We start from the raw sequence: 14,285 nt of genomic DNA on the forward strand, positions 1-14,285 counted from the left end.
CGCCGGACTGGTAATTTTCCGGACGGATCGGCCTTTTCCTCGCCCGCCCTGCCAGAAGGAGCTTTGTCATGTCCACAGGAATTCTCGGCGCCGCCGGTTACCTGCCGCCCCGGGTGGTCGGCAACGACCAGGTGGGGGCCTGGGTCGGGCAGGAGCCGGACTGGATCCTCGAACGCACCGGCGTCGTCGAACGGCACTACGCCGCCGACGACGTGTCCAGTTCGGACATGGCGTGCCTCGCGGTGGAGAAACTGTACGAGCACTGCCCGGAGAAGCGGGCCAGCGTCGGCGCGGTCATCCTCGGCACCAGCACGCCGGACCACAGCTTCCCGTCCACCGCGGCGATCGTGCAGGGCCGGATGGGGCTGGGCCGCGCGTTCGCGTTCGACCTGAGCGCCGCCTGCTCCGGGTACGTGTTCTCGTTCGTGATGGCGCACTCCCTGCTCACCGCCGACCCGAACCTGGACGAGGTGCTGGTCATCGGGTCGGACACGATCTCGAAGGTGCTCTACAAACCCGACCGCAAGACCGTCACGGTGTTCGGCGACGGCGCGGCGGCCACCCGGGTCGGCCGGGTCCCCGAGGGCTACGGCCTGCTCGCGCACACCCTGATCACCGACGGGTGCCACGCCGATTACGTCGGCCAGCCCGCCGGCGGCAGCCGCCGCCCGCTCGACGCGGAGACGGTGGACTCGCGCGAGCGGTACATGGTGATGAACGGGCGGCCGGTGCGGGAGTACTTCGAGGACGTGGTGCCGAAGCTGGTGCACGAGGTCGCCGAACAGGCCGGGGTTTCGCTGGAACAGATCGACCACTTCGTCTTCCACCAGGCCAATCCGCAGATGCTGGCGGACTGCATCGAGACCATGGGGCTGGACCCGGCGAAGTGCCCGGTTCCCGGCGTCTACAGCGGCAACACCGGCTCGGCGTCGATCCCGCTGGTGCTGAGCCAGCTGGAGGCCAAGCGCGGCGACCTGGTGATGATGGCGGCGATCGGGTCCGGGATGACCGCGGGCGCGGCAGTGCTGCGCTGGTACTGACCGGGCCGGTGCGGAGAGAAGGGCGGTGACCGGGATGGAACAGCTTCCGGTGTTCGTGTACGGGACCCTGCGCAGCGGGCAGCGCAACCACGGGCTGATCGCCGAACGGGTGGCGCAGCGGTTCCCGGCCAGAGTCAGCGGGCTCGGCCTGTTCGGCGATCGGATCCCGTTCGCGCTGGACCGCCCGGGCCAGGAGGTGATCGGCGAGCTGATGGTGCTCGCCGAGGCGCAGTACGAGGCCGCGATGGCCGATCTGGACCGGCTGGAGAAATACCATCCGGAGCGCCCCGGGGATTGCCTCTACACCCGGGTGCGCAGGCCGGTCTCCTACCTCGCCGCGAGCGGCGAATGGGCGGAGGTGCCCGCGTGGCTGTACCTGACCGGACAGGCCGCGCGAGGCCGGTACGACGAGAACGTGCCGATTCTGGGCGGGGACTGGGTGGCTGTGCAGACCGGGTGAGCGCGCGCCAGGCAACGCGAATGCGGCTTTCGGGAGAGTCCCGAAAGCCGCATTCGTTTTTCCGCGGGTGCTCCTCAGGCGGGGTGCGGCGCGCGGATGCCGCGGAATTCCCAGTCGCCGCCCAGCGCGGTGGAGCGGACCTGCTCGGATTCGGTCGGCTGCGCGCCGATCGGGCCGGTGACCGGGACCGGGCCGGACACCACGGTGTTGCGCAGGGTGCCGAGGCCGTCCGCGGAGACCTCGACGGTGTCGCCCGGCTGGATCGGCCGGGAGTTCGCCGGGGTGCCGGTGAGCAGGACGTCGCCGGGGTGCAGGGTGATCAGGCGCGCGATGTCGGCGACGAGGTAGTGCATGTCCCAGGTCATCTCGTCCGTGCTGCCCTCCTGGACCACCTCGCCGTTCACCCGCGTGCGCAGCCAGCGCCCGCGCGGGTCCCAGCCTTCGACCAGGCCGGGGCCGAGCGGGCAGAGGGTGTCCGCGCCTTTGACCCGCAGCATCGAGCCCTCGTCGGTGTCCCGGAAGTCGTGCAGGCCGAGGTCGTTGGCCAGCGTGTAGCCCCGGATGTGCGCGGGAGCCTCGTCGACGCTGATGTTGCGCGCGGTCCGGCCGATCACGACGGCGATCTCGCCCTCGTAGTTCAGCCACTTGCAGCCCTCCGGCCGCACCACGTGTCCATTGTGGCCGGTCAAAGTGGACACCGGCTTGTGGAAGTAGGTGGGGGCCGAACGCGGTTTCGCGCAGAACTCCTCGAACCGGCTCCGGTGGTTGAGGTGCACGGCGATGATCTTGCTGGGAGTCGCGGCCGGCAGGTGCACGGCGTCCTCGGCGGCGATCGTGCGGCCGTCCGGGGCGACCAGTGTGTCGCCGTCGCGGCGGACTTCGACCGGGGCGCCCTCGAGGAGGATCCTGCGGTATTCGGTGGTCATCGGTTCGCTCCCGTCCATCCGCCGGCCGGCCGGTCGAACCACAGGTGGATCTGCCCGGTGCCGATCGCGTTCTCGTATTCGCTGTAGCGCCGCGCGGAGGCGGTGCAGTCCTGTTCGCCGAGCGCACCGGCCAGCATCAGGTAGTGCGCGAAACCGGCTTCCGGCTTGAACCGGAGGAAGTCCGGCATGGTGGCCAGCACCTTCGCGTGGTCGCCGGATTCGAACCAGTCGATGCGCTCGGCGTCGGCGGTCACCGCTTCCGGGCTGAAAATGTGCTCGGCGCCCGCTGCTTCGTGGTCGCGCAGTTCGCGCAGCGAGCGGAACCGGTGGCTGAGCGCGCCCGAGGCGATCAACAGCACCCGCCGGTCGGTGGCGGCGATCGCGTCGGCGAGTGCGCGGCCCAGCCGGAGGTGGTCCTCGGCGTCGCCGGTCTGGCAGACGCTGACGCTGAGCCAGCGTTTGCCGGGAACTCCCAGATACGTCCACAGGTTCACGGTGGCGTACGAAATCGGCAGGCACGGGTCGTCGATCGGGGTGATCCACGTGCCGTGCGCCTCGGCGCGAGCGGCCAATGCGTGCGCCAGTTCCGGGTCGCCGGGGAAGTCGTACGGGACGCGGCTCATGCCGCGCGGGAGTTCGTCCGAAGTGAACAGTCCGGCGCGGACGGCATGCGAGGCGACCACGAATTCCACGGTGGTCGCCCAGTGGGAATCGAAGACGACCACCGTGTCGTAGTCGACGACGTCGAAAACCTCCTTGCGCAGCTTGCGCAATCCGGTGACCAAAGTGGACTCTTCGCCGTGGTTCAGTTCCCGCCGCGTCGCTTCCGGCAACATGATCGTCGGCACGTGCGACAGCAGCCCGCCGCCGGCTGTCTCGCCCATCTACATCCATCCCTTCGGGCTGGTGACGGTGTTCTTGACATCGCAGAAGAAATCGAAGCTCCAGGTGCCGCCCTCGCGGCCGATGCCGGAGCGGCGGGCACCGCCGAACGGCGCGCGCAGGTCGCGCACGAAGAAGCAGTTCACCCAGACCGTGCCCGCGGTGAGCGCGGCGGAGACCCGTTCCGCCCTGGCCGGATCGCCGGTGACCACAGTGGCCGCCAGCCCGAAACGCGTGTTCCCGGCGAGCGCGACGCCCTCGTCCTCGGAGCCGAATTCCTCCAGCGTCAGCACCGGGCCGAACACCTCCTCGCGGAGGATTTCCGCGCCCTCTTGCGCACCGGCGAGCAGCGTGGGCCGGTAGTAGTTGCCGCCGAGGCTGGTGTTCGGGCCGCCGCCTTCGAGAATCTGCCCGCCGTCGGCGACGGCCCGCCGGACGAAGCCGTCGACGCGCTTGAGGTGGTCCGGGTGGATATTCGGGCCTAGGTCGGTGTCCGGCAGCCGGGGGTCGCCTTGGCGCAGGCCGCGGATGGCGGCGCGGAGCCGTTCGGTGAATTCAGCCGCGACGGGCGAGTGGACCAGGATCCGGGTGGCGGCAAGGCAAACCTGGCCCGCGTTGTCGAACTGCTCGACGGCCAGCTCGACCGCGAGGCCGAGGTCGGCGTCGTCGAAGACCAGCAGCGGCGACTTCCCGCCGAGTTCCATCGACACCGGCGTGAGGTGCTCGGCCGCGGCGGCCGAAATGCGCTGGGCGGTCGGCTCGGAACCGGTGAAGCTGATCCGCCGGACGTCCGGATGCGCGCACAGCGCCGCGCCCGCCTCGGGGCCGAGTCCCTGCACCACGTTGAACACGCCGTCCGGCAATCCGGCATCGGCGGTGATGCCGGCCAGCAGCGACGCGGTCATCGGCGACCATTCCGCCGGCTTCAGCACCACGGTGTTGCCCGCGGCCAATGCCGGGGCGATCTTCCACGACGCCAGCATCAGCGGCGCGTTCCACGGGGTGATCAGCGCGCAGACCCCGGCGGGATCCCACGACACGCGGTTGCGGTGGCCCCGGGTGTCGAACTCGGGATGGCTCAGCTCGCCGGTGAGCCAGTCGGCGAAGAAACGGAAATTGTGCGCCACCCGCGGCATCACGCCGCGCAGATGCGAGCGCAGCAAGGCGCCGTTGTCCTCGGTTTCGACCGCCGCGAGTTCCGGTGTCCGGCGCTCCACCTCGTCGGCGATCCGGTGCAGCAGTTCGGCCCGCCGCTGCGGGCTGGTGCGCCGCCATTGCCCGAACGCGGTGGCCGCGGCCCGCACCGCAGCGTCCGCTTCGGCCGGGCCGCCGCGCGCGAACTCCCCGAGCACGCGCCCGTCGATCGGCGAGATCGACGCGAAGCGTTCGGCGGATTCGACTCGTTTGCCGCCGATCCAGTGCCCGGTGCCGACCGGGGTCCCGGAAACTGTCGTCACCGGCATGCAGCTCCCTCGAACGAATTCTGGGTGGACGTTCGCGACGTTAGTCGGCGCTTCGGCGAATCGGCAATAAAGTGCGCTGGCCCGCCTGCCATTCGAGACACCCGGGTGCCAACAGAGACAGTTTTTCCCATGGCTAGGGGTCTTCCGGGTCGCTACGCTGAGCCGAGAGAACAGGCGACGCGGTCGTTTCTGTTCGTGTTTCCCCATTTCCCGGAAAGGCGATGGTTGATCGTGGAGAACGCCGGAACGGTGCGGATCCAGTATCCCGACCTGATCGGCACCGAACGCGGGCGCGATCTGCCGTCGGAGGTATTCGATTCCCTTTCCGGCGGGCTGCACTTCTGCCGCGCGGTCTACTACACCACCACCCAGGGAGTCGCGCTCGACGGCGAGCATTCGCTGTCCGACGGCCTGCCGGACGTGCTGTTCCGGCCGGACCGCTCGACGCTGGCCCCGATGCCGTGGGAACCCGGCTACCAGTCCTGCCTCGGCGACATGCTCGACCCGGCGACCGGGCTGGCGATCGGGGAATGCCCGCGCGGCGCGGTGAAAACGGCGGTGCAGCGGCTCGCCGGGCTCGGCTCCAGCGCGGTGATCGGGCCGGAACTGGAGTTCTTCGTGCTGTCCGGCCAGGACGGCGGCTGGACCCGCTACGGGGATTCTTCCGGCAACGTCTACCGCGTCGGGCACCGCGGCGATCCGGACGGGCTGGCCCCGGCGCTGCTGACCATGCTGCGCGCGGCCGACCTGGACGCGACCGCGGTCAACCACGAGTTCGCCGCCGGCCAGTTCGAGGTCAACCTCGGCCACTCGGCCGCGCTGGACGCCGCCGACCGCGCGTTCCGGTTCAAGCACGCGGTGCGCGAGTTCGTCGCCCAGCGCGGGCTGACCGCGACCTTCGTCGGCAAGCCGTTCAACGAGGAGGGCGGCTCGGGTTTCCACTTGCACCTGTCGCTGCTCGACGAGGACGGCCGCAACCAGTTCGCCGCCGCCGGCGCGCCCGCGGGACTCTCGGCCACCGCGCGGCACGCCGTCGGCGGCATCCTCCGCCACGCCCCGGCGCTGTGCGCGCTGCTGGCGCCGACGGTGAACGCCTACCGCAGGCTCGGCCCGGACACGCTGGCTCCCGCGCTGGCCGACTGGGGCCTGGACAACCGCTCCACGATGGTGCGGGTGCCGCCCGAGCGCGGCGAGGCCACCCGGCTGGAGGTGCGCCTCGGCGACGCCGCGGCGAGCCCGTACCTGGCCGTCACCGGGGTGCTGGCGGCGGTCGCGCTCGGCATCGAGGGCCGGGTGGAGCCGCCCGATCCGACCAGCGGCTACGGCTACGACGGGGCCCGCGCCCCGGCGCTGCCGGAAACGCTCGACGCCGCGCTCGACGCGCTGGCCGCCGACGACGAGTTCGCCGACGCGGCGGGCAAGGACCTGGTGGCCGCCTTCGACCGGGTCAAACGCGACGAGACGGCCCGCTTCCGGCGCTGGGTGACCGACTGGGAGCTGCGCGAGTACCTGCCGCACCTGTGACGCACCCCCGAGACCGAGCTGACGAGGATTCCCGATGCGCCTGGACGAAGTGGACCTGTCCGACGTGGACCGGTTCCTGGACCCCGAGACCCCGTGGCGGATGTTCGACGTCCTGCGCGAGCAGAGCCCGGTGCACTGGCAGCCCGAGGCCGCGCCGAACAGCGGGTTCTGGGCGGTCACCCGCTACCGCGACCTGGTCGCGGTCAACCGGGACCCGGCGACCTTCACCTCCGAGCAGTTCACCAACCTGGAGGAGGTCACCGATCCGGCGCTGCGGGACCGGCGGCGTTCGCTGATGGAGACCGACGGCGAACGGCACCGGGCGATGCGGCTGCTGCTCAGCCGCGAGTTCAGCCCGAAGCTCGTGTCGCGGTACGCGGTGTTCCTTCGCGGGCTGACAGCGTCCACTTTGGACAACGCGCTGGCCGGGGATTCGTTCGACCTCGTCGCCGAGATCGCCGCCGAGCTGCCGATCATGGTGCTGGCGCGGCTGATGCTGGACGTGCCCGCCGAGGACACCGGCAAGCTGATCGCCTGGGGCAACCGGATCATCGGCAACAACGACCCGGACTGCGCCGACGTCCTGCTGGAGAGCGAGGACAGCGAACGCTACAAGCACGTCCCGTTCCGCAGCCCGGCCGCGCTGGAAATCTTCGAGTACGGCCGGGCGCTCGCCGGGAAACGGCGCGGCGGCAACGGAACCGACCTGGTCAGCAGGCTGGTGAACACCGTGCCGCGCGACGGGATCCCGCTCACGCCCACCGATTTCGACAACTACTTCCTGCTGCTGGTGGTCGCGGGCAACGAAACCACCCGGCACGCCATCTCGGCCGCGGTGCACGCGCTCGCGGAGAACCCGGCGCAATGGTGGCGGCTCAAGGAGAACCCGGCGCTGCTGGACACCGCGGTGGAGGAGTTCCTGCGCTGGGCGTCGCCGGTCTACCACTTCCGCCGCACGGCCACCCGGGACGCGGAGATCAGCGGCCGGCGCGTGCGCGCGGGCGAGAAGGTGGTGCTGTGGTTCGCCTCCGGCAACCGCGACGAGGCCGCCTTCGAGAAGCCGTACGAGTTCGACGTCGGGCGCAAGCCCAACGAGCACCTGACCTTCGGGCTCGGCGGTCCGCACTTCTGCCTCGGCGCCGCGCTGGCCCGCCTCGAACTGCGGATCCTGTTCGAGGAATTGCTGGCCAGAGTCGAGCAGATCCGGCTCGCGGGCCCGGTGACCCGGCTGCGGTCCAACTTCGTCAACGGGATCAAGACGCTGCCGGTGACCGTCACCAGGTGAAGCTTCTCGAAAGGCTGGACACGGTGGATCTTCCCTACTGGATCGGGCGTGCGGTCGAAGGGCACGGGCAGTGGACGTCGACCTTCGCGCCGTACGAGCGGCATCCCTCGCTGGAGATCAGCGACGACCGTTTCGGCACGGTCTTCGAGAACTACGAGAAGCTGCTGCACGGCAACTACCCGTTCTTCCACCCGCGCTACATCGGGCAGATGCTCAAGCCGCCGCACGAGGCCGCGGTGGTCGCCTACCTCAGCGCGATGCTGATCAACCCCAACAACCACTCCTCCGATGGCGGCCCGGTCACCGACCGGATGGAGCGGGAGGTGATCGACCAGCTCGCCGCCATGTTCGGCTTCGAGACCCATCTCGGGCACCTCACCTCGAGCGGCACCATGGCGAACCTGGAGGCGCTCTACGTCGCCCGCTGCCTGCACCCGGACCGCGGCGTGGCCTACAGCTCGGCCAGCCACTACACGCACGAGCGGATGACCCGGCTGCTGGGCATGGACTCCTACGCGGTGCCAGCCGACCGGTACGGCCGGATGGACCTGGACGCGCTGGAAGACCTGCTGCGCACCGGGAAGGCGGGCACGGTCGTGCTCACCCTCGGCACCACTGGCGTCGGCGCGCTCGACCCGCTGGCCGAGGCGATGGAACTGCGCGAGCGCTACGGCGTGCGGTTCCACGTCGACGCCGCCTACGGCGGGTTCTACTCGGTGCTCGCGGGCACGCTCGGGCTGGACCCCGCGCCGTGGGCGGCGATCCGCGATTGCGATTCGGTGGTGGTGGACCCGCACAAACAGGGCCTGCAGCCCTACGGCTGCGGGTCGGTGATCTTCGCCGATCCCGACGTCGCGAAGTTCTACGTGCACGATTCGCCCTACACCTACTTCACCCCGGCGGACCTGCACCTCGGCGAGATCAGCCTGGAGTGCTCGCGGGCCGGGGCGACGGCCGCCGCGCTGTGGTTCACCTTCCAGCTGCTGGCCCCGACCGCGGACGGCCTCGGCGAGGTGCTCGCCGCCAACCGCCGCGCCGCGCTGCGCCTCTCGGAGCTGATGGCGGATTCGGACCGGCTGCGGCTGCACCAGGAACCGGACCTGGACATCGTGACCTACTTCCCGCGCCGGGCGGGGGATTCGCTGTCCGGGATCGACCGCGCCTGCGCGGCGATGCTGGAGGCGGGCATGCACGACGGCGCCGACCCGGTGTTCCTGAGCCTGATGCGGATCGAACGCGAGGCGTTCGCGCAGCTGCACCCGCAGGTGCGGCCGGACGCGAAGTCCACCCGGATCCTGCGCAGCGTGCTGATGAAGCCCGAATCCGAGACCTATGTGGACGAACTGCACCAGCGCCTGGAGCGGCTGAGCGCGAGCCAGGGGAAAGAAGGCTGAGTTGACCGAAACCACGACAACCGAAACCACGCGTCCGGGGCCGCCCCCGCCGCTGACCGACGGCGGCGCGGCACAGCTGGAATGGCTGCGGCGGATGCGGGCCGAGGAACCGGTGCACCGCGACGAGCACGGCGTGTTCCACATCTTCCGGTACGACGACGTGCGGCGGGTGGCCAGCGATCCCGGGGTGTTCTCCTCCGGCCTCAACCGCGACGTGCTCGGCGCGGAGGACATCACCCGCGGCAACCCGGCGTGGACCGACCCGCCCGAGCACCGCAGGCTGCGCTCGCTGGTCGGCCAGGCGTTCACCAAGACGAACGTGCGCGAATACGAGCGCCGCACCTACGAACTGGGCAACGCGCTGCTCGACGAACTCGACGGGCAGGACCGGTTCGACCTCGTCGAGAAGTTCGTCTGGCCGCTGCCGGCGATGCTGATCGCCGAACTGCTCGGCGTGCCGGTGTCGGACCGCCAGCTGTTCCTGAGCTACGCGGACAAACTCGCGTCGCTGCAGGTCGGGGATCCCACCGACGACGAAGAGGGCTACGGCGGCATGATGAGCCGCGTCACCGGCGAGATCCGCGGCTACCTGACCGAGCAGTACCGCGGCAGGCTCGCCGCCCCCGCCGACGACCTGATCAGCAAACTCGCCGCGGCCGAGGACGACGGCAGCAGGCTGGACGAGGACGAGGTCGTCAACATCTGCCTGGCGCTGCTGTTCGTCGGGCACTTCAGCACCAACGGGCTGATCGGCAACATGCTGCTCTGCCTGGACGAGCACCCGGACGTGGCGGCCCGCCTGCGCGCCGACCGGAGCCTGATCCCGGCCGCGGTCGAGGAAGTGCTGCGCTACCGGCCGTCGGGCACCCGGTTCATGCGGGTGACCAGCCAGGACACCGAGGTGGCCGGCGTCGGCATCCCGGCGCGGTCGCTGGTGATGCTCTGGTTCTCCTCGGCCAACCGCGACGAGCGGCGGTTCGAGCGGCCCGACGAGTTCGACATCGGCCGCACGCCCAACGGGCACATCAGTTTCGGGCACGGCATCCACTTCTGCGTGGGAGCCCCGCTGTCCCGGATGGAGGCGGCGGTCTCGGCGAACCTGCTGTTCGACCGCTTCGCCGACCTTCGCATCGAAAGCGGCGACCCGCTGCCCTTCTACGAGCAGGGCATGTGGGCGCCGCGGCGGATCCCGGTGGCGGTGCGCCGGGCCTGACCGGGACGCGAAGGCGGCCCGGAGACCCAAGGAGAGGAAGAAAATGGCCGAGACCGAAGAGAAGAAGCCCGCCGAGGGCAACTTCATCAAGAACTACATCAACGACATCCTCGACAGCACCAAGACGCTGGTCGAACGGGACAAGAACACGATTTTCCTGTACCTGGCCAGCATCGTGCGCAGCACGGAGGGCGTCATCGACCGGGTGCTGAAGGAGGTCGAGCACGCCGAGAACGACATCTGGGGCTCGATCAAGGCCCCGGTCAGCAGCGGGGACAACACCGCGCACATCAACGAGCTGACGGAGCTGAAGGCTTCGCTGGACGATCTGAACGCGAAGATCGACAAGCTTTCGGCGGCGAAGATGTACACCGAACGCGTGGCTGACTGAGCTTCTGGCTCCCCGCTCCCGCTGACGTCCGTGAGGGGAACCCTGAAGGAATCTGATTCCTTCGGGGTTCCCCTCACGGACTTTGGCCCGGGGCGACGGCAGCGGCGCGCAGGGAAAAGCCCCCGCTTCCTTGGGAAGCGGGGGCTTCTCGGTGCGCCAGTCTCAGCCGACCGGCGCGTTGTTGGCCTCGATGAACGAAGCGATCGCCCCGATCGACCGGAAGTTGTCCAGCGTGAGATCCCCGCCGCGCACGGCGATCCCGAACTCCTTTTCCAGCCAGACCACGATCTGCACGGCGAACAGCGAGTTCAGGTGCCCGCCGGTGAACAGGTCCTCGTCGTCGGGCAGGGTTTTGCCGCCGAGGTGCGCGGTGATGAACTCGCGCACCGTGGTCAGGTGGTTCTCCATGGATGGCACCTTTCGTTCAGGCGTATTCGTAGAAACCGCGGCCGGTTTTGACCCCGTGCAGCCCGGCGTCGACCAGCCGGGTCAGCAGCGGGCACGGCCGGTATTTGCTGTCCCGCAGGCTGTCGTGGATCACCTCCAGCGACAGCAGGACGGTGTCGAGGCCGATCAGGTCGGCGGTGGCCAGCGGCCCCATCCGGTGCCCGAAGCAGTCCTTGAACAGCCGGTCGATGTCGGCGGCCGAATCGGCGACGCCCTCGTGCAGCAGGAAGATCGCCTCGTTGACGGTCAGCATCATCACCCGGTTGGTCACGAAGCCCGCCGCGTCGTTGACCACGATGCTGTCGCGGCCCGCCGAGCGGAACAGCTCCTGGGTGCGCTCCACGGTGGCGGCCGAGGTGTGCGTCCCGCGGATCACCTCGACCAGCGGCTTGAGCGGCGCGGGGTTCATGATGTGCGTGCCGATCACCCGGTCGGCCCGTTCGGTGCGCCCGGCCAGCCGGGTGATCGAGACGGCCGAGGTGTTCACGCCGATGACGCAGTGCGGCGGGCACACCGAGTCCAACTGCGGGTACAGCGCTTCCTTGATCTCCCGTTTCTCGGTGACGTTCTCCACCACGAAGTCGCTGTTCTTCAGGTCGTGGAGATTGCCGGAGAACACGATGCGGCCGGTCACCTCCGCCGGGTCCAGCCGCGGCATCGAAGCGTCGACCAGCGGGTAGCAGGCCACGTTGCGCTCGATCAGCTCGCGGGACCTGGTCAGCGCGGCCTCGGCGGTGTCGACCAGCACCACCTGGTGCCCGGCCGCGGCGAACAGGTGCGCCACCCCGGTGCCCATCGTGCCGGCGCCGACGACGCCGATGTTTTCCTTTGCCTGCGGCACAGCCATCGCAACCATCACAGCCTCACCCTCGGATTCGTCTCGGTACGCACGTCCTCCGGCCATCCGGCCGGGTCCACGCCGTGGCGGCACAGGAACGCGTAGGTGAACCGCTCCAGGCCGACGCCCGCGCAGCCGGTGATCACCGGGCCGGGCCCGCCGTCGTGCGGGCTGATCCCGAACGACCGGCCGAAGAAGTCGTCGTGGAAGTTGAACGAGGCGGCGGCGAGGGTCTTGTCCGGCCCGATCGGCAGCCGCAGTTCGTATTTGAGTTCCAGCAGCCGCTGCGACCACGCCCGCTGCGGGGATTCGACGCTGCCGAAGAACGGGTCGTTGCCGACCTCGCAGTGCCCGCCCAGCCCCAGTTCCGCGGCGAACGCGGTGGTCAGCTCCAGCATGCGGCGCCGCTGGTCGAGCACCGTTTCCCGGTCGCCGAGGAAGACGATCTCGCGGATGGTGAAGTCCCACAGGCGTTCCAGCGAGCGCCAGTACCGCGATTCGTGCCGGAAGGACTTGCCGCGCGCGGTGATCACCAGGCCGGGCGAGGGCAGCGGCCGGTCCTGCAGATGCCGGTAGGTGTGGTAGCACATGGTCGGCGGGAGACAGTGCGAGGTGTCCCCGCAGTAGTCCAGCAGCCCGGGCAGCCCGCCGTCGGCGGCCTGGACGTCGGCGAGGAAGCCGCGGTAGTTGTCCGCGTCCGCGTGCAGCCGGGTGACCAGCATCAAAAAGTGCGGGAACGAGCTGAAATACCCGCACCGGCGCATCGTCTCGGTCGCGATCAGCGTCGGGTACCGGTACTGGCGCGCCCCGAATTCGGCGGAGACCAGTCCGGTCAGGCGCCGGTCGAAGTACTCCATCAGCCCGGTGACGACCGGGCCGAGGGCGAACTGCCCGGGTCCCATGTGGACGAGTTCGCCCGAGCCGAGCAGTTCCTCGGCGACGTCGTGCACCGCGCCGGAATGCGGCGAGGTCCAGACGATCCTCGGCGGCCCGGCCCGCTGCGGCCGGACCTCCTCGTCGGCCATCCGGTTGAGCTTGGCCGCGAGCGCGCCGGGGTCGGCGGGACCGTCGGTGCTCAGCACGACCTCGGTCAGGTCGCCGCCGTCCCCGGGCAGCTTGAAGTCCACAATGGACTCGGAAAGGAAGTACACGCGCTGGGCCAGCTCGCCGGCCAGTTCGGCGGGCAGCGGTTCGGTCAGCGCGATGCGGTGTTCGGCCATGGTGGCTCCTCTGCGGTTGCGCTCAGCCGGGCACGCCGAGCAGGCTGGCGACGATGTCGCGCTGGATTTCCGAGGTGCCGCCGTAGATCGTGCCGCCGAGCGCGTCCCGGAGTTCGCGTTCGACGCCGAACTCGGTCAGGTACCCGCGCGCGCCGTGCAGCTGGACGGCGTCGAGCATGGAACTGAGGTGGCTTTCGCTGATCGCCAGCTTGGCGATCGCGGAGTCGAGCGGAGCCAGGTGGCCCTCGCGTTTGCGCCAGGCGACCTTGTACAGCGCCAGCCGGGCCAGCTCCAGGCGGACCTTCATGTCGGCGATGCGGTGCCGGACCGCCTGGTTGACGCCGATCGGCTTGCCGAACTGCACGCGGTCGCGGGCGCGGGCGACGCAGTCGTCGAGCACCCGGTCCATCACGCCGATCTGGCTGGCGAACAGCAGGCTGCGCTCCCAGTCGATGGAGCTGGTGAACAGGTTGAACCCGTTGCCCTCGGCGCCGAGCAGGCGGTCCGCGGGCACCCGGCAGCCGTCGAATTCCACCTGCCCCATCTCGGTCGACCGCAGCCCGGCCTTCTCCCAGCTGCGGGTCACCGAGACCCCGGGCAGGTCGCGGGTCACCACGAACGCTGTCAATGCGCCGGCCGCGGGGGCGTCCGGGCCGCCGGTGCGGGCGAAGGTCAGGAAAACGTCGGCGACCGGGGCGTTCGAGATGAAGGTTTTGGTGCCGTGCAATACGTACTCGTCGCCGTCGCGGACAGCGGTGGTGTGCATGCCCAGCACGTCCGAGCCGGAGCCGGGTTCGGTCAGCGCGTGCGCCCCGATCAGCGAACCGTCGGCCAGTCCCGGCAGGAAGCGCTGCTTCTGCTCCTCGGTGCCGTGCTCGACGAGGTAGACCGCGCACGCCCAGAGGTGGTTGTTCAGCGCGAACACCAGGCCGTTGTCCCGGCAGCCGTAGCCGAGCGCTTCGAGGCCGACGGCGATGGTGACCGGGTCGAGCCCGGATCCGCCGTAAGCGGCGGGGATCGGCCAGCCGGTGAGGCCGAAGCTCGCGCATTTTTTCCACGATTCCCGGTCCAGCCGGGCGTGGCGGTCGCTCTCGGCCGCCGCTTCGTTCAGCTCGGCCCTGGCGAACCGGATGACCGACCGGCGCAGCGCCGTTTGCTCGGCAGTGATGCTGAAGTCCACCGAAGGATGCCCTCTCGTCCGC

General features: G+C 69.9%; 14 protein-coding genes. 7 read left to right on the plus strand and 7 right to left on the minus strand.

Annotated elements, in window-relative coordinates:
• The first annotated feature begins 68 nt into the window (after positions 1 to 68).
• Positions 69 to 1,040, plus strand: coding sequence for a 3-oxoacyl-ACP synthase III family protein (locus ACWGIC_RS11960; RefSeq protein ID WP_452075896.1), 972 nt, complete (start codon positions 69 to 71; stop codon positions 1,038 to 1,040).
• 34 nt (positions 1,041 to 1,074) lie between these two features.
• Entirely contained in the window at positions 1,075 to 1,500 is a 426-nt protein-coding gene (locus tag ACWGIC_RS11965; RefSeq protein ID WP_452075969.1) for a gamma-glutamylcyclotransferase family protein, read from the plus strand.
• A gap of 74 nt (positions 1,501 to 1,574) precedes the next feature.
• Here the strand turns inward: ACWGIC_RS11965 and ACWGIC_RS11970 are convergent, their stop codons facing one another.
• From ACWGIC_RS11970 to ACWGIC_RS11980, 3 genes are read right to left on the minus strand one after another with little or no spacing between them, the layout of a single operon-like run.
• Positions 1,575 to 2,426 (minus strand): fumarylacetoacetate hydrolase family protein, encoded by an 852-nt coding sequence (locus ACWGIC_RS11970; protein ID WP_452075897.1) that lies wholly within the window; start codon positions 2,424 to 2,426, stop codon positions 1,575 to 1,577.
• Positions 2,423 to 3,310, minus strand: coding sequence for a DODA-type extradiol aromatic ring-opening family dioxygenase (locus ACWGIC_RS11975; RefSeq protein ID WP_452075898.1), 888 nt, complete (start codon positions 3,308 to 3,310; stop codon positions 2,423 to 2,425). The genes ACWGIC_RS11970 and ACWGIC_RS11975 overlap by 4 nt, the downstream gene beginning before the upstream one ends.
• Positions 3,311 to 4,771: an aldehyde dehydrogenase gene (locus tag ACWGIC_RS11980; RefSeq protein ID WP_452075899.1), complete on the minus strand. Its 1,461-nt coding sequence runs from the start codon at positions 4,769 to 4,771 to the stop codon at positions 3,311 to 3,313.
• A gap of 231 nt (positions 4,772 to 5,002) precedes the next feature.
• Between ACWGIC_RS11980 and ACWGIC_RS11985 the strand changes: the two genes are divergently transcribed.
• Genes ACWGIC_RS11985 through ACWGIC_RS12005 form a run of 5 tightly spaced genes read left to right on the plus strand, consistent with a single transcriptional unit; the run spans position 5,003 to position 10,578 of the window.
• A complete protein-coding gene (locus tag ACWGIC_RS11985; protein ID WP_452075900.1) occupies positions 5,003 to 6,295 on the plus strand; it encodes a glutamine synthetase family protein in 1,293 nt (430 codons plus the stop codon).
• Positions 6,296 to 6,329: 34 nt separating this feature from the next.
• The gene (locus tag ACWGIC_RS11990) at positions 6,330 to 7,580 is read left to right on the plus strand and encodes a cytochrome P450 (RefSeq protein ID WP_452075901.1); all 1,251 of its coding nucleotides are present in this window, start codon (positions 6,330 to 6,332) and stop codon (positions 7,578 to 7,580) included.
• Between the two features lie 23 nt (positions 7,581 to 7,603).
• Entirely contained in the window at positions 7,604 to 8,974 is a 1,371-nt protein-coding gene (locus ACWGIC_RS11995) for a pyridoxal phosphate-dependent decarboxylase family protein (protein ID WP_452075970.1), read from the plus strand.
• 1 nt (position 8,975) lies between these two features.
• Positions 8,976 to 10,187 (plus strand): cytochrome P450, encoded by a 1,212-nt coding sequence (locus tag ACWGIC_RS12000; RefSeq protein ID WP_452075902.1) that lies wholly within the window; start codon positions 8,976 to 8,978, stop codon positions 10,185 to 10,187.
• 43 nt (positions 10,188 to 10,230) lie between these two features.
• Positions 10,231 to 10,578 carry a hypothetical protein gene (locus ACWGIC_RS12005; RefSeq protein WP_452075903.1) on the plus strand — a complete coding sequence of 116 codons (348 nt, stop codon included), beginning with the start codon at positions 10,231 to 10,233 and terminating at the stop codon, positions 10,576 to 10,578.
• 162 nt (positions 10,579 to 10,740) lie between these two features.
• Here ACWGIC_RS12005 and ACWGIC_RS12010 read toward each other — a convergent pair whose 3' ends face one another.
• The 4 genes from ACWGIC_RS12010 to ACWGIC_RS12025 are packed head-to-tail and all read right to left on the minus strand — an operon-like array spanning position 10,741 to position 14,263.
• Positions 10,741 to 10,986 carry an acyl carrier protein gene (locus tag ACWGIC_RS12010; protein WP_452075904.1) on the minus strand — a complete coding sequence of 82 codons (246 nt, stop codon included), beginning with the start codon at positions 10,984 to 10,986 and terminating at the stop codon, positions 10,741 to 10,743.
• 16 nt (positions 10,987 to 11,002) lie between these two features.
• Positions 11,003 to 11,881, minus strand: a complete 879-nt coding sequence (locus ACWGIC_RS12015; RefSeq protein WP_452075905.1) for a 3-hydroxyacyl-CoA dehydrogenase family protein — start codon at positions 11,879 to 11,881, stop codon at positions 11,003 to 11,005.
• Positions 11,881 to 13,083: a hypothetical protein gene (locus tag ACWGIC_RS12020; RefSeq protein ID WP_452075906.1), complete on the minus strand. Its 1,203-nt coding sequence runs from the start codon at positions 13,081 to 13,083 to the stop codon at positions 11,881 to 11,883. The genes ACWGIC_RS12015 and ACWGIC_RS12020 overlap by 1 nt, the downstream gene beginning before the upstream one ends.
• 22 nt (positions 13,084 to 13,105) lie before the next feature.
• Entirely contained in the window at positions 13,106 to 14,263 is a 1,158-nt protein-coding gene (locus ACWGIC_RS12025) for an acyl-CoA dehydrogenase family protein (RefSeq protein WP_452075907.1), read from the minus strand.
• Between the last annotated feature and the right edge of the window lie 22 nt (positions 14,264 to 14,285).

It is taken from the genome of Amycolatopsis sp. NPDC054798 (assembly GCF_053611505.1).